At 61.6% G+C, this 25642-nt stretch carries 19 protein-coding genes and 4 pseudogenes; 10 read left to right on the forward strand and 13 right to left on the reverse strand.

The genetic code is table 11. From position 1 onward, the window contains the following. Nucleotides 1-7: 7 nt before the first annotated feature. Together AB4N42_RS21450 and AB4N42_RS21455 are read right to left on the reverse strand one after the other, a co-directional pair. A pseudogene (locus tag AB4N42_RS21450) lies at nucleotides 8-891 on the reverse strand (manganese catalase family protein). A 267-nt stretch (nucleotides 892-1158) separates the two neighbouring features. Next, complete coding sequence (locus tag AB4N42_RS21455) at nucleotides 1159-1536, reverse strand: con-10 family general stress protein (protein ID WP_033864476.1); 378 nt, start codon at nucleotides 1534-1536, stop codon at nucleotides 1159-1161. A 350-nt stretch (nucleotides 1537-1886) separates the two neighbouring features. Between AB4N42_RS21455 and AB4N42_RS21460 the strand changes: the two genes are divergently transcribed. Further along, nucleotides 1887-2018 carry a hypothetical protein gene (locus AB4N42_RS21460; RefSeq protein ID WP_274388836.1) on the forward strand — a complete coding sequence of 44 codons (132 nt, stop codon included), beginning with the start codon at nucleotides 1887-1889 and terminating at the stop codon, nucleotides 2016-2018. An 8-nt stretch (nucleotides 2019-2026) separates the two neighbouring features. Here AB4N42_RS21460 and AB4N42_RS21465 read toward each other — a convergent pair whose 3' ends face one another. The 3 genes from AB4N42_RS21465 to AB4N42_RS21475 all read right to left on the reverse strand — a co-directional run bounded on the left by AB4N42_RS21465 (nucleotide 2027) and on the right by AB4N42_RS21475 (nucleotide 3145). After that, nucleotides 2027-2275, reverse strand: a complete 249-nt coding sequence (locus tag AB4N42_RS21465; protein WP_030139702.1) for a metallothionein — start codon at nucleotides 2273-2275, stop codon at nucleotides 2027-2029. Nucleotides 2276-2299: 24 nt separating this feature from the next. Further along, on the reverse strand, nucleotides 2300-2569 hold the full coding sequence (locus AB4N42_RS21470; protein ID WP_030139701.1) for a hypothetical protein: 270 nt from the start codon (nucleotides 2567-2569) through the stop codon (nucleotides 2300-2302). Nucleotides 2570-2635: 66 nt separating this feature from the next. Beyond that, nucleotides 2636-3145, reverse strand: a complete 510-nt coding sequence (locus AB4N42_RS21475; protein ID WP_030139700.1) for a ferritin-like domain-containing protein — start codon at nucleotides 3143-3145, stop codon at nucleotides 2636-2638. Nucleotides 3146-3323: 178 nt separating this feature from the next. Here AB4N42_RS21475 and AB4N42_RS21480 point away from each other — a divergent pair, with 178 nt between their 5' ends. Continuing rightward, nucleotides 3324-4151 (forward strand): NAD-dependent protein deacetylase, encoded by an 828-nt coding sequence (locus AB4N42_RS21480; RefSeq protein ID WP_460115300.1) that lies wholly within the window; start codon nucleotides 3324-3326, stop codon nucleotides 4149-4151. A 130-nt stretch (nucleotides 4152-4281) separates the two neighbouring features. On the opposite strand, the gene AB4N42_RS21485 is transcribed toward AB4N42_RS21480, so the two are convergent. After that, nucleotides 4282-5178 (reverse strand): LysR family transcriptional regulator, encoded by an 897-nt coding sequence (locus AB4N42_RS21485; RefSeq protein ID WP_334597348.1) that lies wholly within the window; start codon nucleotides 5176-5178, stop codon nucleotides 4282-4284. Between the two features lie 133 nt (nucleotides 5179-5311). Here AB4N42_RS21485 and AB4N42_RS21490 point away from each other — a divergent pair, with 133 nt between their 5' ends. From AB4N42_RS21490 to AB4N42_RS21500, 3 genes and pseudogenes are all read left to right on the forward strand, one after another. After that, complete coding sequence (locus tag AB4N42_RS21490) at nucleotides 5312-6010, forward strand: CoA transferase subunit A (protein WP_003180356.1); 699 nt, start codon at nucleotides 5312-5314, stop codon at nucleotides 6008-6010. A 35-nt stretch (nucleotides 6011-6045) separates the two neighbouring features. Beyond that, nucleotides 6046-6711 carry a CoA transferase subunit B gene (locus AB4N42_RS21495; protein ID WP_003180355.1) on the forward strand — a complete coding sequence of 222 codons (666 nt, stop codon included), beginning with the start codon at nucleotides 6046-6048 and terminating at the stop codon, nucleotides 6709-6711. A gap of 11 nt (nucleotides 6712-6722) precedes the next feature. Beyond that, nucleotides 6723-7905 (forward strand): annotated as a pseudogene (locus AB4N42_RS21500) (acetyl-CoA C-acetyltransferase). Between the two features lie 306 nt (nucleotides 7906-8211). On the opposite strand, the gene AB4N42_RS21505 reads toward AB4N42_RS21500, so the two are convergent. Then, nucleotides 8212-8925 carry a FadR/GntR family transcriptional regulator gene (locus AB4N42_RS21505; RefSeq protein ID WP_460115301.1) on the reverse strand — a complete coding sequence of 238 codons (714 nt, stop codon included), beginning with the start codon at nucleotides 8923-8925 and terminating at the stop codon, nucleotides 8212-8214. A gap of 344 nt (nucleotides 8926-9269) precedes the next feature. Between AB4N42_RS21505 and gudD the strand changes: the two genes are divergently transcribed. Further along, the gene (gene gudD / locus AB4N42_RS21510) at nucleotides 9270-10613 is read left to right on the forward strand and encodes a glucarate dehydratase (RefSeq protein WP_217861620.1); all 1344 of its coding nucleotides are present in this window, start codon (nucleotides 9270-9272) and stop codon (nucleotides 10611-10613) included. Nucleotides 10614-10738: 125 nt separating this feature from the next. Here gudD and glgB read toward each other — a convergent pair whose 3' ends face one another. The 3 genes from glgB to AB4N42_RS21525 form a co-directional block, all read right to left on the reverse strand. After that, nucleotides 10739-12973: a 1,4-alpha-glucan branching protein GlgB gene (glgB, locus tag AB4N42_RS21515; protein ID WP_030139693.1), complete on the reverse strand. Its 2235-nt coding sequence runs from the start codon at nucleotides 12971-12973 to the stop codon at nucleotides 10739-10741. Between the two features lie 11 nt (nucleotides 12974-12984). Beyond that, nucleotides 12985-16329, reverse strand: a complete 3345-nt coding sequence (gene treS, locus AB4N42_RS21520; protein WP_460115302.1) for a maltose alpha-D-glucosyltransferase — start codon at nucleotides 16327-16329, stop codon at nucleotides 12985-12987. A gap of 264 nt (nucleotides 16330-16593) precedes the next feature. Further along, the gene (locus AB4N42_RS21525; RefSeq protein WP_030139691.1) at nucleotides 16594-18591 is read right to left on the reverse strand and encodes an alpha-1,4-glucan--maltose-1-phosphate maltosyltransferase; all 1998 of its coding nucleotides are present in this window, start codon (nucleotides 18589-18591) and stop codon (nucleotides 16594-16596) included. Nucleotides 18592-18800: 209 nt separating this feature from the next. On the opposite strand from AB4N42_RS21525, the gene AB4N42_RS21530 reads away from it, so the two are divergent. Continuing rightward, a complete protein-coding gene (locus tag AB4N42_RS21530; RefSeq protein ID WP_181286771.1) occupies nucleotides 18801-18965 on the forward strand; it encodes a hypothetical protein in 165 nt (54 codons plus the stop codon). Nucleotides 18966-19120: 155 nt separating this feature from the next. Here the strand turns inward: AB4N42_RS21530 and AB4N42_RS21535 are convergent, their stop codons facing one another. Then, nucleotides 19121-19621, reverse strand: coding sequence for an MgtC/SapB family protein (locus AB4N42_RS21535; RefSeq protein WP_030137825.1), 501 nt, complete (start codon nucleotides 19619-19621; stop codon nucleotides 19121-19123). A gap of 131 nt (nucleotides 19622-19752) precedes the next feature. On the opposite strand from AB4N42_RS21535, the gene AB4N42_RS21540 reads away from it, so the two are divergent. The 3 genes and pseudogenes from AB4N42_RS21540 (at nucleotide 19753) to mapR (ending at nucleotide 23799) form a co-directional block, all read left to right on the forward strand. Continuing rightward, a complete protein-coding gene (locus AB4N42_RS21540) occupies nucleotides 19753-19989 on the forward strand; it encodes a DUF3203 family protein (RefSeq protein ID WP_030137826.1) in 237 nt (78 codons plus the stop codon). A 920-nt stretch (nucleotides 19990-20909) separates the two neighbouring features. Continuing rightward, on the forward strand, nucleotides 20910-22322 hold the full coding sequence (gene ccoG / locus AB4N42_RS21545) for a cytochrome c oxidase accessory protein CcoG (protein WP_334597343.1): 1413 nt from the start codon (nucleotides 20910-20912) through the stop codon (nucleotides 22320-22322). Nucleotides 22323-22388: 66 nt separating this feature from the next. Continuing rightward, nucleotides 22389-23799: pseudogene (mapR, locus tag AB4N42_RS21550) on the forward strand (GntR family transcriptional regulator MpaR). Nucleotides 23800-23914: 115 nt separating this feature from the next. Here the strand turns inward: mapR and AB4N42_RS21555 are convergent. Continuing rightward, a pseudogene (locus AB4N42_RS21555) lies at nucleotides 23915-24662 on the reverse strand (SDR family oxidoreductase). A 98-nt stretch (nucleotides 24663-24760) separates the two neighbouring features. Next, entirely contained in the window at nucleotides 24761-25639 is an 879-nt protein-coding gene (locus tag AB4N42_RS21560; protein ID WP_431145712.1) for a Dyp-type peroxidase, read from the reverse strand. Nucleotides 25640-25642: the final 3 nt, after the last annotated feature.

Here is a 25642-nt window from a genome sequence, read left to right on the forward strand (position 1 = left end):
CGATGCCTCACAGCTTCTCGTTTTGCATCCCCGCGCCTAGGTCCGCGCCCGTCGTGGGGTTGCTTTCCGGGTTGGACATCGTCCGCGCCTTCATGTCCATCAGCAACGCTTCATCCTTCTCGCTCAACTGCACACTGGCCAGGCCATCGCCGCCATCGACCATGCCGGCGTCGGGTTCTCGACAAACTCCCAATCATCGCCCTGGTTCCAGGGACCGCGCACCGAAGGCTCGCCCTGGGACATGTTGAAGTAGACGTTAGTGAACTCCGGCATGCCAGGCAATTTGCCTTGGGGGAAGTTGGGCTGGATGGCATGCAGGGCTTTCTCGAACGACAACTGGTGCGCGATTTCGCGCGTCATCAAGAAGCCCAGGGCTTCTTTCACACCGGGGTCGTCGGTGACGTTCATCAACCGCTCATAGACGATTTTCGCCCGGGCCTCCGCAGCGATGTTCGAACGCATGTCTGCGGTCGGTTCGCCAATCGTGTCGATGTAGGCCGCGGTCCACGGCACGCCCGCCGAGTTGGTCAGCGGCGAACCGGCCCCATACAGCACGCTGGTGATATGGGAGTCGTTGCCCGCACCATTGATCTCGCGATACAGCTGGCCTTCCTGCTCGACGCCTTCGGCCATCTTGCCCTTGGCGCCCTTGTTCAGCATGACGATGATCGAGCCGATCACCTCCAAGTGACTGAGCTCCTCGGTGGCGATGTCCATCAGCAGATCCTTGCGGCCCGGATCATCTTCGGACAGGGCCTGGGTGAAATAACGCGATGCGGCCGCCAATTCACCCTGGGCGCCACCAAACTGTTCCAGCAACAGGTTTGCGAGGCCTGGATTGGGCTCGGCGACACGCACGGTATATTGCAATCGCTTATTGTGAATAAACATGATTGAACTCCTCGGTCAGGACACAGTTCATGGGAACCCTGCCGACGACAGGCCCATGACAATCAGAAGAAGTTAGTGAAATAAAATTTATTTTTTATTCACGGCGCAAGACGAATGGTCGTCGCATCGCTGCATAACCAAAACACGCCTTAGTTGTGAATAGCCAAGCGAAGCCGGGCATGACATGCCCGACTTTATATACACTTACATGCATTCGACGTGACAGGCCCCATGTCAAATGACATGGGGCCTACGGACCACGGGACATTACGAATTACGACCGCCGCCGTGGCTGTTTTCCCCGCCTTTCTTACCGGCTTCGGAAGCCTTTTCCCGGTCATTGGCAAAGTTGCCACCGGAGGCCTGGCCACCTTTGCGGCCCGCTTCCGAGGCCCGTTCAGGGTCATTGGCAAAATTGCCACCCGAGGCTTGTCCGCCCTTGCGTCCGGCCTCTGCGGCACGTTCCGGATCGTTGGCAAAATTGCCACCGGACATGTGGCCACCCTTACGGCCAGCCTCGGCTGCGCGTTCCGGATCATTGGCGAAGTTGCCGCCCGATGCCTGGCCGCCTTTCTTGCCGGCTTCAGATGCTTTCTCACGATCGTTAGCGAAATTGCCAGGGTTGTTATTACCTGTATTTGCCATTTCATTCACCTCGTTAGTTGCTATTTGCGAACCCTGTTGGCTCGTATTTATTCGGAAAACATGACGCATTCAAGGTTTGAAGAAGTTCTTCAAACGGCGACGAACGGTAGCGACCTCTATTTATATACCGCTGCGCTTGCGATGAATTGAAATTAACTATCACCCAAGCGGCGGTTAATATGTGGGAGCGAGCCTGCTCGCGAAGGCAAGTTATCAGTCAGTAGGATATTGATAACTTCCAACTGCTTTCGCGAGCAGGCTCGCTCCCACACTTGTCTCTTACATACAGTGAAAAACAGTGCGTGTCTTTCCACGCTGTCCGCCAAGGGCCGAGTGGCGCCGGCACCCCAATGCACCGGTCTCGTCACCCCGGCCTCGCGCCGTTCCAGGAAGCCAAAACTCGCGGGCTGCCGGTGTTGTCTTGCACCACCGCACTGACCGGCTTGCGGTGTCCGGACACCCTGTCGCCGATGCCCGGATAAAGCGATGTTCACGGTGAAATCGGGTCGCTGGCCGGGAACGTTTCCTCCAACGCTTCATCCAGCTGGTTGTTGGTGATATCCCTTTCGCCGACCTTGCCACTGTGCTCGCAATGGCAATCCGGCGCCGGGCACGGTTCTCCGTTGGGGTGTTGCTCGGCGCAGGCCTGACTGCAATAAGCCTCGCCGTCATGGTTGAACACCCGATCGGGATCGACATCGCAGTGGCAGCCGGGGCAGCCACACTTCAATTCGCTCATGATCCTTCTCCTGCATTGCAACTATCAGGATCCCACCAGCAGTTGGACCTCAAGGTTCGCTGCCGCAACGCCATGCTTCGCCACATACACCTCGTCGGTCCAACCTTTGGTCAGGTTGCGATACGTCTGGGTGCCGAGGGCCGCGCCGCTGTCCCACTCCATGACATCGCCGATGTCCACGTCGTTGGCGGGGCCCAGCTCGAGTACTGTGTGGCCGTCTTCTTCGGCCACGTAGACACCCACTCTCGCACTCTGTCGATTGATGGCTCTTACCTCACCGGTGGTCTGCTTCATGCCTGTCCTCTTTGCGTTTGACGGCAGGTTTGGCGCGGCCGCGATGCCCGCGGCCGCGCTTTTGCATCAGCGCTTGGCTTCGGTATGCGGGTTGGCCGAACGCTCGAGAAACGCCTGGGTAATTTCCGGCAGATGATCGCGCAGCCAATCGGCCATGGCGATTTCCTGGGGCAGGATCTGCTCGCAGGCCTTCTGGGTCTCGACATCGCCGGCCGCTTTCGCCGCCGCGATCAGCACCGTGTAGGAAGCGATCTCCAGGTTCTCGAAGACATAGCCACTCATGGCGCCCTTGACCACTTCGTCACTCATCGCCATGCCGCCCATGGCCTGACCGAACGCCATCAGCTTGCCGGCCATGTCCTTGAGCATCGACGGGCTGCCGCCCAGCCGCTGGATGCACCCTTCGACCAGTTTCTGCTGCCCGAGCGTCTCTTCGATGTGCTGTTCGATCCGAGCCTTGAGCACCGGATAATGCTCGAGGCGCTCGGCCTGGGCCTTGAGCATTTTCTCCGCTTGCTGTTCCATGGCGTGAGCGTCGTTGAGCCAATCCAGCAGGTTCTCTTTAGGGGTTGCCATTGCGTTCTCCTTATCCGTGTTCATTAGCGCAGCGCGGCGCAAGAGCGCTGAAGTACCGCACATAAGGTGGATTTCACAGGCGCCGGGAAAGTTTGAACAAACACCACGCAAGGGCGACGAAAGGCGTGGGACCAACCCGGTGCTACCCTCAACGACTCAAGGCCAGCGGAGAACCCCAATGCCCGACGATCTACACCGTGATCCGATCGACCAACTTCAGGCCTATATGACCGGGCGTCGCTTCCTGGTGCTGACGGGTGCGGGCATCAGCACCCCATCGGGCATTCCCGACTACCGGGACAACGACGGCGTGCGACGGGGCCGGCAGCCGATGATGTACCAGGAGTTCCTCGCCCAGCCCGAAGCCCGACGGCGCTATTGGGCGCGGGCGATGCTGGGCTGGCCACGCATGCGCCAGGCCCGCCCGAACCAGGCCCACCAGGCCCTGGCCGAGTTGCAGGACCAGGACCGCATCAGTGGCCTGATCACGCAGAACGTCGACGCCTTGCATGACCAGGCCGGCAGCCGGCATGTCGTCGAACTGCACGGCAGCCTGCACCGCGTGCTGTGCCTCGATTGCGGCCAGCGCAGCGAGCGGCAGCAGATCCAGTCATTGATGGAAACCGACAACCCCTACCTGAGCGGTGTCGATGCCGTGCAGGCCCCCGATGGCGATACGCTGCTGGATCCGGCGTTCGAGGCGCGCTTCCAGGTGCCGCGTTGCCCGCATTGCGCCGGCGAACGCCTGAAGCCGGATGTGGTTTTTTTCGGTGAAAACGTCGCGGCACCCACCGCGGCGTGCGCCATGCAAGCCGTCGAGCAAGCGGATGGTTTGCTGGTGGTGGGCTCGTCATTGATGGCCTATTCGGCGTTTCGCCTGTGCCGCGCGATCAAGGACCGGGGCAAGCCGCTGCTGGCGATCAACCAGGGCAAGACCCGGGCTGATGAATTGTTGGATCTGAAGATCGGAATACCGTGCGAAGAACTGTTGCCGCTGATGATCTGAAGCGCACCCCACTCCACTGTGGGAGCGAGCTTGCTCGCGATAGCAATGGGTCAGTTACATAGACGCTGACTGATACACCGCTATCGCGAGCAAGCTCGCTCCCACAGGGGACAACTCATGGCACCTGAACTCATGGCGACCGCACACCAAGGTCCTGATCCTTCAACGTATCGAACAACGCCTGGGCCGCCGCCGACAGTTCGTAGCCCGGCTTGGTCAGCACGCCGATGGCCCGTTCTATCACTGGATCGCTGAGGGTGATGCAGCGAGCGCCCAGCTCATGCATCTGGCCAACGCACAGGGCCGGCACCGCGCTCACGCCGAGGCCGCTGGCAACCATCCGCCCGACGGTCGCCAACTGGTGGCTCTCGAACTCCACCGGCAGCTTCCAGCCTCGGGCCTGCAGATGTTCTTCCAGCATGACCCGCACGGTAGAGGGCCGTTGCAAGGTGATGAACGGTTGCTCCAGCAAGGTCTCCCACTGAATGGCGTCGCGCTGGGCCAGCGGTGAATCCAAAGGCACCACCGCAACGAAACGATCGCGGTACAACGGCGTGAATGCCAGCGACGAGCCCTGCATCGGCTCGAACGCCACGCCCAGCTCCACATGACGATCGCGGACCATTTCCAGCACCTGCTCGTTGATCACGTCGTTGACGGTGACATTGACATTCGGAAACCGTGCGCGGAAGGTCTTGAGGATCGGTGGCAGCAGGTTGCCGGCGAACGACGGCATCGCCGCCAACGTCACGCGACCGCGCTGCAAGGTGAAGCGCTGGCGCATTTCGTCTTCGGCGTTTTCCCAATCGGCGACCAGTCGACGGGCCAGCGGCAGCAGGGACTCGCCTTCCGGTGTCAGCGCGACATTGCGTGTGTTACGGCTGAACAGGCGGCCTCCCAGCCCCTCCTCCAGCGCCTTGATCGTCAAGCTCAGGGCCGACTGGGACAGGTGCAGCCGCTCGCAGGCCACGGCGAAGCTCAGGCTTTGGGCCACGGCCAGAAACGCGCGGATTTGCTTGAGGGTCATGTCGTGGCTCCTACAGGTAAGACATTGTTGAGTTTTATCAATCAATCCAATGCAAAAATCAACTTAACAAATATATGGCTTGGCGCAACACTGCATCTCATTGCGACCCCACTCAAGAATAAAAGAGGTGTCTATGGCAGGTTTCGACAAACGCGTGAGTTCCTACGAAGAAGCGCTGGAAGGCTTGAAGGACGGCATGACCGTCATCGCCGGCGGCTTTGGCTTGTGCGGTATCCCGGAAAACCTGATCGCCGAGATCAAGCGCAAGGGCATCCGCGATCTCACCGTGGTCTCCAACAACTGTGGCGTTGACGGTTTCGGCCTCGGCGTACTGTTGGAGGACCGGCAGATTCGCAAAGTGGTCGCCTCCTACGTCGGCGAAAACGCCCTCTTCGAGAAGCAATTGCTGAGCGGCGAAATCGAAGTCGTACTCACCCCCCAAGGCACCCTCGCGGAAAAAATGCGTGCAGGCGGCGCGGGCATTCCGGCGTTTTTCACCGCCACCGGCGTCGGCACGCCCGTGGCCGAAGGCAAGGAAGTGCGTGAGTTCCATGGCCGCCAGTACCTGATGGAAGAATCCATCACCGGCGACTTCGCCATCGTCAAAGGCTGGAAAGCCGACCATTTCGGCAACGTCGTCTATCGTCACACCGCTCAGAACTTCAATCCCCTGGCCGCCACGGCGGGCAAGATCACCGTGGTGGAAGTCGAAGAAATCGTCGAGCCCGGCGAGTTGGACCCGACGCAGATCCACACCCCCGGCATCTACGTCGACCGGGTCATTTGCGGCACGTTCGAAAAGCGCATCGAACAGCGCACCGTCCGTAAGTGATCCCCTGCCCCCGGCCCGAATGAAGGAATGACACCATGGCACTTTCCCGCGAACAAATGGCTCAGCGCGTCGCCCGCGAAATGCAAGACGGCTACTACGTGAACCTCGGCATCGGCATCCCGACCCTGGTCGCCAACTACATTCCCGAAGGCATGGAAGTCATGCTGCAATCGGAAAACGGCCTGCTCGGCATGGGCGCGTTTCCCACCGAAGCCGAAGTCGACGCCGACATGATCAACGCCGGCAAGCAGACCGTCACCGCGCGCATCGGCGCGTCGATTTTTTCCTCGGCCGAATCGTTCGCGATGATCCGCGGCGGCCATATCGACCTGACCGTGCTCGGTGCGTTCGAGGTGGACGTCGAAGGCAACATTGCCTCGTGGATGATTCCCGGCAAGCTCGTCAAGGGCATGGGCGGCGCGATGGACCTGGTGGCCGGCGCCGAGAACATCATCGTCACCATGACCCACGCGTCCAAGGACGGCGAGTCGAAACTGCTGCCCCGTTGCAGCCTGCCGCTGACCGGCGCCGGTTGCATCAAGCGCGTGCTGACCGACCTGGCCTACCTGGAAATCCAGGACGGCGCCTTTATTCTCAAGGAACGCGCCCCGGGCGTCAGCGTCGAGGAAATCGTCGCCAAGACCGCCGGCAAACTGATCGTGCCGGACCACGTCCCTGAAATGCAGTTCGCTGCCCAGTGAGGAGAGATTCGATGCAAGAAGTCGTGATTGTCGCCGCCACCCGCACCGCCATCGGCAGTTTCCAGGGTTCGCTGGCGTCCATTCCCGCGCCGGAACTCGGTGCCGCAGTGATTCGTCGCCTGCTGGAACAGACCGGCCTGGCCGGCGAGCAAGTCGATGAAGTGATCCTTGGCCAAGTGCTGACCGCAGGCTCCGGGCAGAACCCGGCGCGCCAGGCGTCGATCCTCGCCGGCCTGCCCCACGCGGTGCTCGGCACTGACCTTGAACAAGGTCTGCGGCTCGGGCCTCAAGGCGTTGCACCTGGGCGCCCAGGCGATTCGCTGTGGCGACGCCGACGTGATCATCGCCGGCGGCATGGAGAACATGAGCCTCGCCCCGTATGTGTTGCCAGCCGCTCGTACCGGCCTGCGCATGGGCCACGCGAAGATGATCGACAGCATGATCACCGACGGCTTGTGGGATGCGTTCAACGATTACCACATGGGCATCACCGCCGAAAACCTGGTGGACAAGTACGGCATCAGCCGCGAGGCGCAGGATGCCTTTGCCGCCGCGTCCCAGCAAAAAGCCGTTGCCGCGATCGAGGGCGGTCGGTTTGCCGATGAGATCACGCCGATCCTGATTCCCCAGCGCAAGGGCGACCCCGTGGCCTTCGCCACCGACGAACAACCGCGCGCCGGTACCACCGCCGAATCCCTGGGCAAGCTGAAGCCGGCGTTCAAGAAAGACGGCAGCGTCACCGCGGGCAATGCCTCGTCGCTCAATGATGGCGCCGCCGCCGTGATCCTGATGAGTGCGGAAAAAGCCAAGGCATTGGGTTTGCCAGTGCTGGCAAAAATCAGTGCCTACGCCAATGCGGGTGTCGACCCGGCGATCATGGGCATCGGCCCGGTATCGGCCACTCGCCGCTGCCTGGACAAGGCCGGTTGGTCATTGGATCAACTGGACCTGATCGAAGCCAACGAGGCTTTTGCCGCCCAGTCCCTGGCCGTCGCCAAGGAGCTGGAATGGGATATGGACAAGGTCAACGTCAATGGTGGCGCCATCGCCTTGGGCCACCCGATCGGGGCTTCGGGCTGCCGGGTGCTGGTGACGCTGCTGCATGAAATGATCAAGCGCGACGCCAAGAAAGGCCTCGCGACACTCTGCATCGGTGGCGGCCAGGGCGTGGCCCTCGCGCTGGAACGCGCGTAACCGACAACAGGCACAACGGTGGTCGCGTGGACCCACGACATCCGCGCGACCACTGGCACCACCACCGGCGCGACCTTGGTTGCGCCGGTTTTTTCATGCCTTGAGTTTGCTCGCGACAGCGTCAGCCTTGAACAGCCAGGCCCCGTGGCGAGGGGATTTATCCCCGCTGGGCTGCGTAGCAGTCCTAAAGTAATGCGTTCGATCGTCCTGGCATACCGAGTTGCCAGTTTGGGGGCCGCTTCGCAGCCCAGCGGGGATAAATCCCCTCGCCACAAGTTTTTTAATGGCATGGCGTTGTGTAATTCTTCAGCCCCCCGCACCAAACCGATCACGGCTGTTGGTCAGGTGCAGCCACATGGCCGCGCGGGCGGCGTCGGGGTCCTGGCGCTTGATGGCGTTGAAGATCGCTTCGTGTTCCAGGTTGGCAAACTGCGCCAGCCTGCCCAGGTCCGCCTGGCCGCGCTCGGCCATGTTCACCCTCGTGCGAGGAATCATGGCGTTGCCCAGGTGCTGCATGATCTCGACAAAACAGCTGTTGGACGTGGCTTCGGCAATCAGCAGGTGGAAACGCCGGTCAGCCTCGACGCAGCTGTCGTTGTTGCTGAGCAGGCGCTGGTAGTCATCCAGCGCCTGGCGCATCTGCTGCAGTTGCTGTTCGCTGCGGCGCTGGGCCGCCAATGCGGCCGCCTGGGTCTCCAGGCCCAGGCGCAGTTCCAGAATGCCCCGGACGCCCGCCGCGGTATCGACATTGAGCCGCAACCCCTGCTCGCCATTCGGCTCCAGCACAAAGGTGCCGATGCCGTGGCGAGTCTCCACCAGCCCCGACGCCTGCAACTTGGAAATCGCCTCGCGCACCACCGTGCGGCTGACCCCATGCTCGCGCACGATGGCGCCTTCGGACGGCAGCTTTTCCCCCGGCTTCAACTGCCCGAGCAGAATGCTCTGGCTCAACTTCGCCACCAGGTCATGGGCCAGGTTGTGGGTGCGCTTGCGCAGGGGCGCTTCAATGTCTTGCTGCATGTGCCGGGGTTCCTTGAAAACAGGCTCGTCGATCCTATCACTGGCGGCGCTGAAAGTGCTCCTCGATACCCCACCATCTTGTATGACAACACGCAACAAAGATCGCAATCCACCGACTGAAGCGGGGCAAATAAGACATTTTCGTCAAACGGCGAAACCTTGTAAAACCTTCTCAGTGACGGCTCAAGCCCCCATTAATACGGCATAAAAAGCCTCAATACCCAATCCAATCGTGCTCAAAAACTGCTTGTCAGACAAAAAAATCAACTTGTATGATGTCTATCAACATCAGCGCCTGCGCGATGCCCCGTATAAAAACAATAACTCAAGGATTCCCATACACGATGACTACGCCAGACACCCACAAAGCCCCGATCATCACCAGCATGCAGGTCGTGCCCGTGGCCGGCCACGATGGCATGCTGCTGAACCTCAGCGGCGCCCATGGCCCGTTCTTCACCCGCAACATCGTCATCCTCAAGGACAACGCCGGGCACACCGGCGTGGGCGAGGTGCCCGGCGGCGAGCGCATTCGCCAGACGCTGGAAGACGCCCGTTCGCTGGTGGTCGGCAGCCCCATCGGCACCTATCAGAAGATTCTCAACAGCGTGCGCCAGGCCTTCGCCGACCGCGATGCCGGTGGCCGTGGATTGCAGACCTTCGATCTGCGCATCACTATTCACGCTGTCACCGGCCTGGAAGCGGCGCTGCTGGACCTGCTCGGCCAGCACCTGGATGTCCCGGTCGCCGCCCTGCTCGGCGAAGGCCAGCAACGCGACGAAGTGAAGATGCTCGGCTATCTGTTTTATGTCGGTGATCGCCAGCAGACCGACCTGCCCTACCGCAGCGAACCGGACGCCGATAACGACTGGTTCCGCGTGCGCCACGAAAAAGCCCTGGATGCCGACGCAGTGGTGCGCCTGGCCGAAGCGGCCCACGCGCACTACGGTTTTCAGGATTTCAAGCTCAAGGGCGGCGTGCTCAAGGGCGACGAGGAAATCGAAGCCGTGACGGCATTGGCCGAACGCTTTCCCCAGGCGCGTATCACCCTGGACCCGAACGGAGCCTGGTCACTCAAGGAAGCGATTCGCTTGTGCCGCGACCAACACAAGGTGCTGGCGTATGCCGAGGACCCTTGCGGGGCTGAGAATGGCTATTCGGGCCGCGAGGTCATGGCCGAGTTCCGGCGCGCCACGGGCCTCAAGACCGCTACCAACATGATTGCCACCGATTGGCGCGAAATGGGTCATGCGATCACGCTGCAATCCGTGGACATTCCCCTGGCCGACCCGCACTTCTGGACGATGCAGGGTTCGGTGCGCGTGGCGCAGATGTGCAACGAATGGGGCCTGACCTGGGGCTCGCACTCCAACAACCACTTCGACATCTCCCTGGCGATGTTCACCCACGTCGCGGCCGCCGCACCGGGCGACATCACCGCCATCGACACCCACTGGATCTGGCAGGACGGCCAACGGTTGACCAAGGCGCCATTGCAGATCAAGGGCGGTTGCGTGCAAGTGCCGAAGAAACCTGGGCTGGGGATCGAGCTGGACATGGACCAGTTGGCCAAGGCTCATGAATTGTACAAAGGCATGGGGCTCGGGGCGCGGGACGACTCGGTGGCGATGCAGTACCTGATCCCGGGCTGGAAGTTCAATAACAAGCAGCCGTGCCTGGTTCGCTGACCACCAAAACTTTGACCCTGTGGGAGCGAGCTTGCTCGCGATAGCGGAGTGTCTGTCAGCACTTTTGTGACCGACTGACCGCCATCGCGAGCAAGCTCGCTCCCACATTGGATCTGAGTCTGGGCCTACCCTTCCGGCCGCAGGATCAGCACCGCCAACGGCGGCAGGTTCAGTTCCAGCGACAACGCCTGGCCATGGCTCGGGATCGCCTCAGTGGAAGCGCCACCGCCATTGCCATAATTCGAGCCGGCGTAAGTGTCGGCATCGCTGTTGAGCAATTCCACCCAACGCCCGCCAAACGGCACGCCGACCCGATACGCCTCGCGCGGCACCGGCGTGAAGTTGGCGACCACAAGCACCGGCCGGCCGTCCTTGCTCCAACGCAACCACGCATAGACGCTGTTGAGCGCGTCGTCGCCAATCAACCATTGGAAGCCTTGGGGCGCGTCATCCTGATCGTGCAGCGCCGGCTCTTCGCGATACAAACGATTGAGATCGCTCACCAGTTTCTGCACACCCCGGTGCTCGGGATATTGCAGCAGGTACCAATCCAGTTGCTGGTCATGGTTCCACTCGCGCCATTGGCCGAACTCACAGCCCATGAACAGCAGCTTCTTGCCCGGATGGCCCCACATGAAACTCAGATAGGCCCGCAGGTTGGCAAATTTCTGCCAGCGGTCACCGGGCATCTTATCGATCAGCGAGCGCTTGCCATGGACCACTTCGTCATGGGAAATCGGTAGGACAAACCGCTCGGACCAGGCGTACACCAGGCCAAAGCTCAACTCGTTATGGTGATGGGCGCGGTACACCGGATCCTGCTGGATGTAATGCAGCGAATCGTGCATCCAGCCCATGTTCCACTTGTAGGCGAAACCCAGGCCGCCCTGCTGCGTGCTCTGGCTGACGCCGGGCCAGGCGGTGGATTCCTCGGCGATGACCAGCGCGCCCGGGGTTTCCAGCGCGACCACATCGTTGAGATGCCGCAGGAAATCGATCGCCTCCAGGTTCTCCCGTCCGCCGTGGCGGTTAGGCACCCATTCGCCGGCCTTGCGCGAATAGTCGCGATACAGCATCGAGGCCACGGCATCCACCCGCAGGCCGTCAACGTGGAAATGCTTGAGCCAGTGCAACGCCGACGCCAGCATGAAACCGTGGACTTCGGTGCGCCCCAGGTTATAGATCAGCGTGTCCCAATCCTGGTGGAAACCTTCCAGCGGGTTACCGTATTCGTACAACGCGGTGCCGTCGAACTGGGCCAGGCCATGGGTATCAGTCGGAAAGTGCGCGGGCACCCAGTCCAGGATCACGCCAATGTCAGCCTTATGACAGGCGTTGACGAACGCGGCGAAATCATCGGGTGAACCGAAACGCGCAGTCGGAGCGAATTGCGACAGCGGTTGATAGCCCCATGAGCCACCGAACGGGTGCTCCATGATGGGCATCAGCTCGATGTGCGTGAAGCCCAGGTCCTTGACGTAGGGGATCAGCCGATCAGCCAGTTCATGCCAGTTGTATTGCCGGGAGACCTCGCCCGCCTCGTCGATCTCGCATTGCCAGGAACCGGCGTGCAGTTCGTAGATCGACAGCGGCGCGCCCGGTAGCTGGCGTTCGCGACGGCTTTGCATCCACTCGTCATCGTGCCATTCGATCTTCAGTGGCGAGGCGACCTTGGACGCCGTATCCGGCGGCATCTGCGTGGCCAGGGCCACCGGGTCGGCCTTCAGCGGCAAGATGCCGTGGGCGCCGAGGATTTCATATTTATACCCCTCGCCCGGCCCGAGCCTCGGAATGAATATTTCCCACACGCCGGACGGATAACGGATGCGCATCGGATGCCGGCGCCCGTCCCAGACGTTGAAATCCCCGACCACCGAAACCCGGCGCGCATTCGGCGCCCAGACCGCAAAACGCACGCCCTCGACGCCATCCACCGTCTTCAATTGCGCACCGAGGCAGGCGCTGAGGTCGCGATGGTTACCTTCCGCAAACAGGTAGAGATCCATTTCCCCGAGCAGCGGACCGAAGCTGTAGGGATCTTCGGCAACTTGTTCGCCGCCGGCCCACCGCGTGCGCAACAGGTAGGGCTGGGCGCGGTCGAAATGGCCGACAAACAGTCCCGGAGTTTCGGTGATCTGCAACTCGCCAAGCTCTTCGCCGCTGTCACGGGCGAGCACATGCACGCTCAACGCGCCGGGCAGGTAGGCCCGGATGAATTGTCCGCCCGCCCCGTCTCCATGGGGGCCGAGGATCGAAAACGGATCGTGGTGTTCGGCGCGCACCAGCGCGTCGATGTCGTGGGGGGCTGGCAGCAACGACTCTTTGGCCTGCCCCTGTGATTCCTTGTTCGAGACGCTCATGATTCTCTCCACTAAATCGGTCCGGCTAAATCGGAAAAGGGTTGCAGCCCACTCAATAGCCCGTACAGCCCGTGCAACGGCACGGGCAGCCAGGCAGGGCGATTCTCGGCTTCATAAGCCACTTCATAGGCCGCCTTCTCCAGGCCGAACAACGCCAGCGCGGCGTCTTCGCCTTCAGCATCCTTCCACTCATGGGCAAGACTAGCTGCCGCCAGCCGATACGCCTGGACAAATGCCTGGCGCGCCTCCATCAGATAGCGGTCGGCGACCCGTTTGCGCGCCGCATCGGCATCCGCCGTGCTGTCGACGGTGTGCAACTGGACGGCCATCGCCGCCGCGTAGTCGAAGGAGCGCAGCACACCGCTGACGTCCTTGTACGGGCTGTGCTTGCCACGTCGCTCATGCAGCGGCCGCGCGGGCTCGCCTTCAAAATCGATCAGGTAGGCGTCGCCCTTGATCACCAACACCTGCCCCAAGTGCAAGTCACCATGAACCCGGATACGCAAGCCACCCACTGCCTTGCCGGCCAGTTCCTGGACGTGGGCCAGCACGGTTTTCCTGTGTTCCAACAAGCGTGCGACCATCGCCTGGTCCGCAGGGTTCAATTGGTCCTGGTTCTGCTTGAGCAGGCGCAAGGCATTTTCCACCTGGGCGGCGACATCCTTGCCGATGGCCTGGGCTTCCTTGGCACTGGTGGGCTGCGGCGCGAAGTCCGGATTGTCGGCGGGCTGGGCAAGCACTTGGTGCATTTCCCCGAGGCGCTGGCCGAGCATGCCGGCAAAATCCTTCAGTTCGCCCAGGGCGTTGTAGTGCTGCTCCTGCTCGGACATGGCGTCCGCCAGCTCGTCGCGCAAGGCCCGTTCGAGGTTGTTCTGGGTCCACTCCCAGGCGTCGCCCTGATTGCTCAGGTAACCCTGGGCGATCATCAGCAAGGCATCTTCGCCCTGGGCGTCGCGGCGGATCACCGAACCCAGCAGCGGCGAGATATTGCTGAAGCCTGCCGCGGTCAGGTAAGCGCTCATCTCCAGTTCCGGGTGCACGCCAGACGCAACCTTGCGGATCAACTTGAGCACCAGGCTGCCGCCCACCACCACCGAACTGTTGGACTGCTCGGCGGACAGGTAGCGCACCTCGGGCTCGGCCCCCAGGTTCAGCGCCGCCAGGCCCTCGGTGGGCTCGAAGCGCAACTCGCCATCGGCGCACGGCAGCACCGTGTTGGCCTGGATGCCTTGGAGCACGGCCCGAATGAAATTTTCCAGGGTGAACGCATCGGTGATCAAGCCGACCTGGCGACCCCGGCGGACCCGCGACAAGGCCAATTGCTGGGGCAGCGCGGCGCCGACCTGATCCTCGGCAAGCAGGCCGAACGGCAGTTGATAGCGCAGGGTCTGGCCAGCGCTGGTCACGTCTATCTCGCTCAGCAACACGGGGTGTTGCGGATCGCCGAAGCGCACGCCGTAGACGATGTCGACTTTCTCGATGGCGCTGTCCTTGCCGGCAAACCAGCGGCGGTTCTGCAGCCAGTTCGGCAGGATGCCCTGTTCCAATGTGGTGCGCGATGGCGCCTCGAGGAGTTCTTCCAAGCGCTTTTTCAAGACCAGCGTGGTGAAATCCGGCAGGCTCTGCGCCGGCTCCACATGCCAGCTCGGCATCTGGTTTTCCGCCGCCAGGGCGAACCAGTAGAAACCGTACGGCGCCAGCGTCAGGAGGAAATTCAACTGGCCGATGGGCGGGAACGCATTGCCGCCAAGCATTTCCACCGGGACCATGCCGGCGTAGGCCGACAAGTCCAGCTCGGCAGCCTGGGCACTGCGCGACACGTTGGCCACGCACAGGATGATTTCATGCTTGCCGTCCGGGCCGGTGTATTCGCGGGTGTAGGCCAGGATCCGCCGGTTGCTCGGCGACAGCATCTTCAACGTGCCCCGGCCAAAAGCCTTGGATTGCTTGCGCACGGCGAGCATGCGGCGGGTCCAGTTGAGCAGCGAATGAGGATCGCCGGATTGGGTCTCGACGTTGACCGACAGGTAGCCGTACAGCGGGTCCATGATCGGTGGCAACACCAGGCTGGCCGGGTCGGCGCGGGAGAACCCGCCGTTGCGGTCGATGGACCACTGCATCGGCGTGCGCACGCCATCGCGATCGCCCAGATAGATGTTGTCGCCCATGCCGATCTCATCGCCGTAATACAAGGTCGGCGTGCCGGGCATCGACAGCAACAGGCTGTTGAGCAACTCCACACGGCGGCGGTCGCGCTCCATCAGCGGCGCCAGGCGTCGACGAATGCCGAGGTTGATCCGCGCCCGACGGTCGGCGGCGTAGTAATTCCACAGGTAGTCGCGCTCTTTGTCGGTGACCATTTCCAGGGTCAACTCATCGTGGTTGCGCAGGAAAATCGCCCATTGGCAATTGGCCGGGATCTCCGGGGTCTGGCGCAGGATATCGGTGATGGGAAAACGGTCTTCCTGGGCCAGCGCCATGTACATGCGCGGCATCAACGGGAAGTGGAACGCCATGTGGCACTCGTCGCCATTGAGGCCCTGCGCATCGACGTCGCCAAAATAGAGCTGGGTATCCTCCGGCCACTGGTTGGCCTCGGCCAGCAGCATGCGGTCGGGGTAATTGGCGTCGATCTCGGCGCGGATCAGCTTGAGGACGTCGTGGGTCTCGGGCAGGTTCTCGTTGTTGGTGCCGTCGCGCTCGATCAAGTACGGGATCGCATCCAGGCGCAGGCCATCGATGCCCATGTCGAGCCAGTAGCGCATCACCGAGAGCACGGCCTTGATCACCTGCGGATTGTCAAAATTAAGGTCCGGCTGGTGGGAATAGAAACGGTGCCAGAAGTACTGGCCGGCCACTGGGTCCCAGGTCCAGTTGGATTTCTCGGTGTCGAGGAAGATGATCCGGGTGCCGTCATATTTGTGGTCGTCATCGGACCAGACGTAGAAATCCCGCGCACTGGAGCCTTTCTTGGCCTTGCGCGCGCGCTGGAACCAGGGGTGCTGGTCGGAGGTGTGGTTGATGACCAGCTCAGTGATCACCCGCAGGTTGCGCTTGTGGGCTTCGGCGATGAAACGCCGCGCGTCGGCCATGGTGCCGTAGTCGGGGCTGACGCCCCGGTATTCGGCGATGTCGTAGCCGTCATCGCGCCGCGGTGAAGGATAGAACGGCAGCAGCCAGATGGTGTTGACGCCTAGGTCGGCGATGTAGTCGAGCTTCTCGATCAAGCCAGGGAAATCGCCGATTCCGTCGTTGTTGGAGTCGAAATAGGATTTGACGTGGACCTGATAGATCACCGCGTCCTTGTACCAGAGCGGGTCCTTGATGAACGTGGCAGACCGGGGTTTCTTGGCCATTTGCAACTCCTGCTGATTCTATAAAGCCGCGGGTTACAGGCTTGTTCTTTTATGTTGCGCAGTGTTTTGTTTGTGGCGAGGGGATTTATCCCCGCTGGGCTGCGAAGCAGCCCCAATTGCTTTAACGCGTCTCGACAGGCAAACCGTGCATTTCATTCAGGGTCGCTGCGCAACCCAGCGGGGCGGTGCGACGTTTCGCTAAATCCCCCCTCGCCACAGCAAGCTCCCCTCGCCACAAAAGCATTTCATCCACTCGCTTTTGTTTTACGCGACGCTGATCCGCCAGATCCCGAACGGCTGGTACGCCGGGTCGATGCGCATGAACTGATACTTGCCATACCAGGTCCAGCGGTGACCGTTCATCAAATCCTCGCCCTGGGTCTGGGCGTCGTCCGGCAGGCCCATCTCCCACAGCGGCAATTCGAAATTGGCTTCCTGGACGTTATGCGGATCGAGGCTCACGGCCACCAGGATGAAGTTGCTGCCGTCCGGCGTGCGCTTGCCGAAATACAGGATGTTGTCGTTCCAGGCGTTGTAGATCTTCAGGCCCAGGTGCGTATGCAGCGCCGGGTTCTGCCGGCGAATGCGATTGAGCTGGGCGATCTCGGCGATGATGTTGCCCGGCGCGGTGAAATCCCGCGGGCGGATTTCGTATTTCTCCGAATCGAGGTACTCCTCCTTGCCCGGCACCGGCGCCGATTCGCATAGTTCAAAACCGGAATACATGCCCCACAGCCCCGAGCCCATGGTCGCGAGCGCCGCACGGATCAGGAAACCCGCGCGCCCCGACGCATGGAGGAACGCCGGGTTGATGTCCGGCGTATTGACGAAGAAATTCGGCCGATAGCATTCACGCCAGGGCGATTCGTTGAGCTCGGTGAAGTACGTCGCCAGCTCGGCCTTGGTGTTGCGCCAGGTGAAATAGGTGTAGCTCTGGGAATAACCGACCTTGCCCAGCCGCGCCATCATCGCCGGCGTGGTGAACGCCTCCGCGAGGAAGATGACGTCCGGGTGTTGCGCGCGAACGTCGGCGATCAGCCACTGCCAGAACGGCAACGGCTTGGTGTGAGGATTATCGACACGGAATATCTTCACCCCTTCGTTGACCCAACCGACGACGATGTCCCGCAGCTCCATCCACAGACTGGGGATGGCATCGGCGGCGTAGAAATCGACGTTGACGATGTCCTGGTATTTTTTCGGCGGGTTCTCCGCGTATTTGATCGTGCCGTCCGGCCGCCAGCTAAACCAGCCCGGATGCTGCTTGAGCCAAGGGTGGTCCTGGGAACACTGGATGGCGAAGTCGAGGGCGATCTCCAGGCCGTGGTCGGCGGCTGCAGCTACCAGGCGACGAAAATCTTCGCGAGTGCCCAACTGTGGATGGATCGCCTCGTGTCCGCCCTCCTCGCTACCAATGGCATAAGGGCTGCCCGGATCGTCCGGACCGGCGGTCAGGGAATTGTTCGGACCTTTGCGGAAACTGCGGCCGATCGGATGGATCGGCGGGAAATACAGCACGTCGAAGCCCATGTCCTGGATCACCGACAAACGCGAGTGCACGTCGTTGAAGGTGCCATGGCGCTTGGGATCATCGGTGATCGAACGGGGAAACAGCTCGTACCAACTGGCGAACTCGGCCCGTTCGCGCTCCACGTCCAACGGATATTCCGGGCTGATGCTCAGGTAGGGCCGATGATCGGCCAGGGACATCAGGTCGGCGCTGCGCGGCGCGAGGAACAAGGTCACCTGTTCCTGCGGCAGCAGGCTTGAAAGCTCATGGTGCAACGCAGCCAGCTGTTCACTCAATTCGCCGTCGCTGCGCTCAGCGGCCTGTTGCACATGATTGCGGCCTTCCTGCAGTTCCAGGCTGATGGGCACCCCGGCAGCGTATTTCTTTTCCAGCTCATAGCGGAAGCTGGCGAACTGGTCGAACCACGCCTCGATGCAGAACACATAGCGTCCCACGGCCGGCACAGTGAACTGGCCGCGCCAGCCGTTGTTGCCCAGCTCGGTCATGACCTCGCTGTTCCAGATGTCGTCTTCCAGCGCACGCCAGCGGATTCGCACGGCCAACTTGTCGTGGCCATCGGCGAACACTTTGCTGGTCACCGTCACGTCCCGCCCGGCCAGGGCCTTTGCGGCGAACTGCCCACCGTCGATCACCGGCATGGTGTTTTCAATCGCAATACGCGGCAACAACAAAGCCTGGGACAACGGCAGATGCGGGTTGTATTCCAAGTCGGTCGGGTGTTCGGCAGTCATCAAGCATCGCTCCTTTTACGCCCCATGGACGCGCTTGTGGCGGTAAAGGCCCAACGGGTCCCTGATTAAACTCACTTAAGCTCCGAACCGGACCGGCGACCAAAAGTTCAGCACGATTTGCTGGCCGGCGCCGGGGAATCAAACCCGTCAAGCGGTGGTCAACCAGACAAGCACGACTCAAGCCACTTGCGTCCAGGAGGCCCGACCCGATGAACATCCCTATCCCGGCCGAAACACCCGATCCGAACATCGACGACCCCAACCTGCCGCCACCCAGCCCCGATCCAGAGCCGATTCCGGAAAAAGACCCGCCACTGGATCCTCAGCCGCCCCATGGCGATCCACCGAGCGAGGCGCCGCCGGAGCGGGTTTGAAAGAGCCTAGCCGCCAATGACCAGGAACAACACTGGACTTGTGGGAGCGAGCTTGCTCGCGAAGGCGCCATGCCAGGCGATACTTGCTTCACAGGCATACCGCCTTCGCGAGCAAGCCCGCTCCCACAGGATTCGTACCCTGCCTGGTGGACGGGCTACCGCTTCTCATCCCTCTCCAACGCCCGGACAATCACCGGCATCACACTGAAAATCGCCAGCGCCAGCACCGTACTGAGCACCGCCGTCGCCTCCCGACCGAGCCCGGCGGCGACGCCGATGGCGGCGGTCATCCACAGGCCGGCGGCGGTAGTCAGTCCCTTCACATGGCTCATATCGCCATCGGTATTTTTCAAGATGGTGCCGGCGCCAAGGAAACCGATCCCGGCCACCACGCCCTGTATCACCCGGCTCATGGCGTCAGCCTGGGACCCGGACATCTGCGGTACCAGCACGAACAGCGCGGCGCCCAGCGCCACCAGCATATGGGTGCGCACACCGGCGGCCTTGCCCTTGTGCTCACGCTCGAACCCCAGGATGCCCCCCAACAGTGCAGCCATCACCAGGCGCACCGTCACCCGGGTCATTTGCTGGGCATCGGTGATGTCGGCGAACTCCGCTTGCAGGGTTACCCAGACTTCATCCCACCACGATTCCATGGACCTTCCTCTCTTCGCTCGATAAACGATGGACCGCAAGCGATGCGAGACGTGCGACCGCTGATCAGCCACGAAGAACCCTGCGGATCGAGTGGCGACTAACGTTCAGGCATACAGGAAGGAGCAGTACCATGACTGTACGTATCGACGACAACCGGACCTGTCATTTCGACACGCCCAACGGTTCGGAACAGCGCCCGGCCAGCGAGCTGACCATCATCACCGACCCGGACAAGGCCATGTCGGCCGTGGAGCTCAATGGCGGGCGGGTTTATCTGACTGAAGCGGAGGTCGATGCCCTGACCGTGGCTGGGGCGGCTGATGGGCGGCAGAATCTTAAGGCTACGGATGGGGGGTCGGTTATCTGACCTTGATTTAGGGTTAGTGTGCATATCCGTTTCTTCGGTCACGGCGGCTTATGGTTCCGCTCTTACAGCGGCTCACTTTTGACAGCCCGGAAGCCGGCCCAGTCAAAAGTAACCAAAACGCTTTTGCCCCACCACTCGGTGCCTCGCCTAGGCTCGGCATGCCTTCACTCCGGCCTTAGGGCCGACCTGGATTCTGGTGGATCGCGTTTTTCCTGTGGGAGCGAGCCTGCTCGCGAAGGCGGTGTGTCAGTTTGCGGTGATGTTGGGTGTACCGGCCTTTTCGCGAGCAGGCTCGCTCCCACAGGGTTTTGCGGCGTATGTACATTGGAGGGCTGGCGAAAATCCAATGTGGGAGCGAGCTTGCTCGCGAAAGCGGTGGTTCAGCCAAATAAATCCTGGCTGATGCCCCGCTCTTGCTCTTGCTTTGGATCTTGATCTTGCTTTGGACCTTGCTCCTGATCCTGATCTTAGAGCCCCGTTAACCACGCTGGCCGAACGCAGGCATTGCGCAGTGGGCATCCCGGCATGGATGCCGGGATAGCCGCGCAGGGCCATGGATGGCCCATCGCGGCGGGCCCACGGAGCAAGGCCGGAGTGAGGGCACACCGAGCCTAGGCGAGGTGCCGAGTGGTGGGGCAAAGCCTTTTTGGTTACTTTTTTGGCGTCTGAAAAAAGTGACCCGCTGTAAGAGCGGAACCGCCAGCCGCCGTTACAAAAAAAAGGATATTCACTCGATCCTGGACCAAGCCTACGAACGGAAGCCTCAAGGTTGTTCGCCTATCCAAAGGTGCTTCAAACTGTCGCAGAACAAGGCCTCCAAACCATCTGATCCGGTTTTTATCAAGCCACCTGAGTCTGTTATGCAATCAGTTCAATGGTCATAGTGCCCCGGCCAGATAGCGGCTGATGAGCGACCGACCATGAGCGAAAGAATCCCCGTCCAGTTGATACAGACCTTCGATCCCACACCGACGAAGATAAAATCCAGGACCACCGACCACCTGATCCATACCCGCAGCTTCACCGGCCTGTTCCGCACCCTGCGCATCAGCGGAGCCGGCATCCTGTTCCTGCTGTTCTTCGGCACGGTATGGCTGAACTGGGGCGATCGCCAAGCGGTGCTCTGGGACCTTTCCGAAAGCAAATTCCACATCTTTGGCGCGACCTTCTGGCCCCAGGACTTCATCCTGCTGTCGGCGCTGCTGATCATCGCCGCCTTCGGCCTGTTTGCGATCACCGTGTTCGCCGGGCGCGTGTGGTGCGGCTACACCTGCCCGCAGAGCTCGTGGACCTGGATCTTCATGTGGGTCGAAAAAATCACCGAAGGTGAACGCAACCAGCGGATCAAGCTGCAGGCCGCGCCGTGGGGCTTGAACAAATTAGTGCGGCGCTCGGCCAAGCACACGTTGTGGCTCGCCATCAGCCTGCTCACCGGCCTGACATTCGTGGGCTATTTCACGCCGATCCGTCCGCTGGCCGAGGAACTGCTCACCTTGCAAATCGGCGGCGTCAGCCTGTTCTGGGTACTTTTTTTCACTGGTGCTACCTACCTCAACGCCGGCTGGCTGCGTGAAGCGGTATGCATGCACATGTGCCCTTATGCGCGATTCCAGAGCGTGATGTTCGACAAGGACACCTTGACCATCTCCTACGACGTAGCCCGTGGTGAAATTCGCGGGCCGCGCAAACGCGAGGTGAATCCTGTCGATATTGGCCTGGGCGACTGCATCGATTGCCAGATGTGTGTGCAGGTCTGCCCCACCGGCATCGATATCCGCGATGGCTTGCAAATGGAGTGCATCGGTTGCGCGGCATGCATCGACGCCTGCGACTCGATCATGGACAAGATGGGTTACGCCCGCGGCTTGATCAAATACACCTCTGAACGCCAGCTGCAAGGCGGGAAGACTCGCCTTTTGCGGCCACGGCTGATTGGCTATACCGCCGTGCTGCTGGTGATGATCGGTGCGCTGGCCGTGGCGCTGGTGCAGCGGCCCATGGTGTCGCTGGACGTGAGCAAGGACCGTGGCCTGTTCCGTGAAAACAGCCAAGGCCAGATCGAGAACATCTACAGCCTGAAAATCATCAACAAGACCCAGCAACGCCAAGCCTATCAATTGTCCCTGGTGGACGGTGACGGCTTCGTCCTGCAGGGCAAGACGCAACTGAGCCTGGCGCCAGGAGAAATCATTGACGTACCGGTATCGGTGGCGATGCTCAGCGAACGGCCGCGGAGCGGTTCCCAAGAGATGACCTTCAAGGTTGCGGACAGTGACGAACCTGATATCTACAGCGAAGCAAAAAGCCGTTTTGTAGCACCGATGAATCGATGAAGCCTTAAGATGCCTCGCTCCACAGTCAAAAGCGCAAACCACGCGTTATCCAATACCGGGCCAGCCATGAAACGCTACGAAAAATTCGCCGATGACATCGCTGAACTGATCCGCTCCGGCATGCTCGGGCCCGGCCAGCGCGTGCCGTCGGTGCGCTTCGCCAGCCAGACTTACGGCGTCAGCCCATCCACCGTCTTCCAGGCCTATTACCTGCTCGAGCGACGCGGCATGATCCGGGCGCGGCCGCGTTCCGGTTACTTCGTCAACAATCATGCACCAAGCCCGTTCTGCGAGCCGGTCATCAGCACCCAGGTGCATGAGTCCACCGAAGTCGACGTCAGCGAACTGGTGTTTTCGGTGCTCGACTCGATCAAGGACCCGGCCACCGTGCCATTCGGTTCGGCCTTTCCCAGCCCGACACTGTTTCCGTTGCAACGACTGTCCCGTTCGCTGGCCAGCGCCACGCGTGAAATGGATCCGCGCATGGTGGTCACGGACATGTCGCCGGGCAATCCGCAACTGCGCCGAGCAGATAGCCTTGCGCTACATGGTTGGCGGGCTGATGCTGCCCATGGAGGAGCTGCTGGTCACCAACGGCGCCCTGGAAGCCTTGAACCTGTGCCTGCAAGCCGTGACCGAGCCGGGCGATTTGGTGGCGATCGAAGCACCCGCGTTCTATGCCAGCCTGCAAGTACTGGAGCGACTGAAACTCAAGGCCGTGGAAATTCCCGTGCATCCACGTGACGGTATCGACCTCGACGTGCTGGAGCAGACGCTGGCGCGCCATCCGATCAAGGCGTGCTGGTGCATGACCAGCTTCCAGAACCCCATGGGCGCGACCATGCCCGAAGCCCGTAAACAGGCATTGGTCGAGTTGTTGCGCCGACACCAGGTGCCGCTGATCGAGGATGACGTCTACGCCGAACTCTATTACGGCCAACAGGCACCCAAGCCGGCCAAGGCGTTCGATACCGAAGGACTGGTGATGCATTGCGGTTCGTTCGCCAAGAGCCTGGCCCCGGGCTATCGCATCGGCTGGGTCGCCGCCGGACGCTACGCGCAGAAGATCGAACGGCTCAAGCTCATGACGTCCCTGTGCGCCTCGATGCCGGCCCAGGCCGCGATCGCCGACTACCTGCAACACGGCGGCTACGACCGGCACCTGCGCAAGTTGCGCTATGCCCTGGAAGAACAGCAAAGCGCGATGCTTGCCGCCATCGGCCGGTATTTCCCAGCCCAGACCCGCGTCAGCCAGCCGGCCGGGGGTTACTTTCTCTGGTTGGAACTGCCGGAACAGATTGACTCGCTGAAGCTGTTCCAGATGGCGTTGGCCCAAGGCATCAGCATCGCCCCCGGGCCGATCTTTTCACCGACCCGGCGCTTCAGGAATTGCATCCGACTGAACTATGGCGGGCCTTGGACCGAGGTGTCGGAAAAGGCCATGGAGACGTTGGGGCGGATTATTCGGTCGTTCTAATATTTGGTTTGCCAGCACTACCGTCATCGCGAGCAAGCTCGCTCCCACATTTGGAACGCAATCCCCTGTGGGAGCGAGCTTGCTCGCGATGAGGCCAGGGCAGACCGCCCAGTTCTCAGCGCCCGCCCCCAAGGTCCACAAACGTCCCCGTCGCATACGAAGCCTTGTCCGACAACAACCAGATAATCGCTTCGGCCACTTCATCCGGGCGTCCGCCGCGCGCCATGGGAATCGCCGACTCCAGCTTGCTGACCCGGTCCGGATCGCCGCTCAGGGCGTGGAAATCGGTGTAGATGTAGCCCGGACGCACCGCGTTGACGCGAATGCCTTCGCCGGCCACTTCCTTGGACAGACCCACGGTGAACGTATCCAGCGCGCCCTTCGAGGCCGCGTAGTCGACGTATTCCAGCCGGCGCGCCCAGGCGGGCAGCCACCGACGAGACGTTGACGATGCTGCCACCCTGCCCGCCATGCCGGGGCGACATACGCAGCACCGCATGCTTGGAACACAGGATCGGGCCCAATACGTTGGTTTTCAGGATCTTGAGGATGCGGAATTCAGACATTTCATCGAGGCGGGACTTGTGGGCGACCGTACCGGCGTTGTTCACCAGGGCAGTGACACGCCCCAATTCGACGTCAACGCGATTGAACAGGCCGACCACCTCATCCTCGATGCTCACATCGGCCCGCACCGCAATGGCTTGCGCGCCCTTGGCCCGGACCTGTTCGAGAACGTCCTGGGCAGCGTTTTCATCGGATTGGTAATTGATGCAGATTCGATAGCCCAGGTCGGCCGCCAGCAGCGCCGTGGCTGCCCCGATCCCGCGCCCGCCACCGGTGATGACGATGACTTTATCCACGCTTGCTCTCCCGTTCCACGCAAACACGTCGGGCCCAAGAATAGCGTTGACCCGACGATTTGCACAACGCGCCCCGCTTACCGGGGCGGCGGCACTCCCTAGCGGGCCAGTGCGCGCAGGTCCAAGCGCCCGTCCAGCAGCGGTGGGCACCAGTAATAACCACCGGTGATCGGTCGGCTCATGCGGTACAAGCCGTCGGTAATGCCGTCTTCGAGGCCACTCATGCGGCGCAGTTGCACCTCGAACGCATCCAGGGAGAAGCCGAACGCCAGGAACATCAGGCCAGCGCGATCACCTTCGATCCACGGCATCGAACGCCGCACGACGAAGGCTTCCGGGGCGAAGCTCTCCTGGGCGGTGCGCTTGACGTGGGCCGACTCCGGCGCCTCTTCGATTTCTTCGTTGTCGCTCAGGCGCCGGCCCATGATGTTGTCGCGCTCGTGGGGCTGCATCGCGGCAAATCCGTCCAGATCGTGTTGCCATTGCTGGATCGCGGCGAAGCTACCACCGCGCAATCCATCCACGCCCTGGGCCAGGGCGGCGGCGACGGCCGCTTCATCGTGGGGGTTCTCAGTGCCATCTTCGTAGCCGGTCAGGTCGTGGCCGGTCATGTGACGGAAGGTTTCGTTCATCTGCACCAGGCGCAGGGCCGGTGCCAGCGCCGCTTCGAGGGCGCGACTGCGGTGCATCAACTCGCCCCGGTCCTCACCATGCAACCAGCACCAGAGCGCATGCTGGGTCGACGGGTTATCCACGCCGACCCCGGCCAACGCAGGAAACGCCCGCAAGCCTTCAACCTGAGCCCCCAAGGCCTGCACCAGCGACTCACCGAAGCCGACGACCGCACGGCCATCCAACTGCAGCAACAATTTATCGATCGCAGCCGGCAGCGCCTCGACCGATTCCAGGGCAAAAAACAGATGACGAGCCTGAGGCGGAACAGGGGTGGCGAGAATGCCGGGCTGGTAGTAACTCATGTG

The sequence above is a fragment of the Pseudomonas sp. H2_D02 genome, assembly GCF_054677635.1.

Excerpts from the sequence above, each read along its gene's own strand:
- AB4N42_RS21560 (WP_431145712.1), bottom strand. The coding sequence starts at position 25,639 with ATGAGTTACTACCAGCCCGGCATTCTCGCCACCCCTGTTCCGCCTCAG.
- AB4N42_RS21495 (WP_003180355.1), top strand. The coding sequence starts at position 6,046 with ATGGCACTTTCCCGCGAACAAATGGCTCAGCGCGTCGCCCGCGAAATG.
- AB4N42_RS21530 (WP_181286771.1), top strand. The coding sequence starts at position 18,801 with ATGAACATCCCTATCCCGGCCGAAACACCCGATCCGAACATCGACGAC.
- AB4N42_RS21535 (WP_030137825.1), bottom strand. The coding sequence starts at position 19,621 with ATGGAATCGTGGTGGGATGAAGTCTGGGTAACCCTGCAAGCGGAGTTC.
- AB4N42_RS21485 (WP_334597348.1), bottom strand. The coding sequence starts at position 5,178 with ATGACCCTCAAGCAAATCCGCGCGTTTCTGGCCGTGGCCCAAAGCCTG.
- AB4N42_RS21475 (WP_030139700.1), bottom strand. The coding sequence starts at position 3,145 with ATGGCAACCCCTAAAGAGAACCTGCTGGATTGGCTCAACGACGCTCAC.
- AB4N42_RS21525 (WP_030139691.1), bottom strand. The coding sequence starts at position 18,591 with ATGACTGCCGAACACCCGACCGACTTGGAATACAACCCGCATCTGCCG.
- AB4N42_RS21480 (WP_460115300.1), top strand. The coding sequence starts at position 3,324 with ATGCCCGACGATCTACACCGTGATCCGATCGACCAACTTCAGGCCTAT.
- AB4N42_RS21465 (WP_030139702.1), bottom strand. The coding sequence starts at position 2,275 with ATGAGCGAATTGAAGTGTGGCTGCCCCGGCTGCCACTGCGATGTCGAT.
- AB4N42_RS21505 (WP_460115301.1), bottom strand. The coding sequence starts at position 8,925 with ATGCAGCAAGACATTGAAGCGCCCCTGCGCAAGCGCACCCACAACCTG.
- AB4N42_RS21470 (WP_030139701.1), bottom strand. The coding sequence starts at position 2,569 with ATGAAGCAGACCACCGGTGAGGTAAGAGCCATCAATCGACAGAGTGCG.
- glgB (WP_030139693.1), bottom strand. The coding sequence starts at position 12,973 with ATGAGCGTCTCGAACAAGGAATCACAGGGGCAGGCCAAAGAGTCGTTG.
- AB4N42_RS21540 (WP_030137826.1), top strand. The coding sequence starts at position 19,753 with ATGACTGTACGTATCGACGACAACCGGACCTGTCATTTCGACACGCCC.
- treS (WP_460115302.1), bottom strand. The coding sequence starts at position 16,329 with ATGGCCAAGAAACCCCGGTCTGCCACGTTCATCAAGGACCCGCTCTGG.
- gudD (WP_217861620.1), top strand. The coding sequence starts at position 9,270 with ATGACTACGCCAGACACCCACAAAGCCCCGATCATCACCAGCATGCAG.
- AB4N42_RS21455 (WP_033864476.1), bottom strand. The coding sequence starts at position 1,536 with ATGGCAAATACAGGTAATAACAACCCTGGCAATTTCGCTAACGATCGT.
- AB4N42_RS21490 (WP_003180356.1), top strand. The coding sequence starts at position 5,312 with ATGGCAGGTTTCGACAAACGCGTGAGTTCCTACGAAGAAGCGCTGGAA.
- AB4N42_RS21460 (WP_274388836.1), top strand. The coding sequence starts at position 1,887 with ATGCACCGGTCTCGTCACCCCGGCCTCGCGCCGTTCCAGGAAGCCAAA.
- ccoG (WP_334597343.1), top strand. The coding sequence starts at position 20,910 with ATGAGCGAAAGAATCCCCGTCCAGTTGATACAGACCTTCGATCCCACA.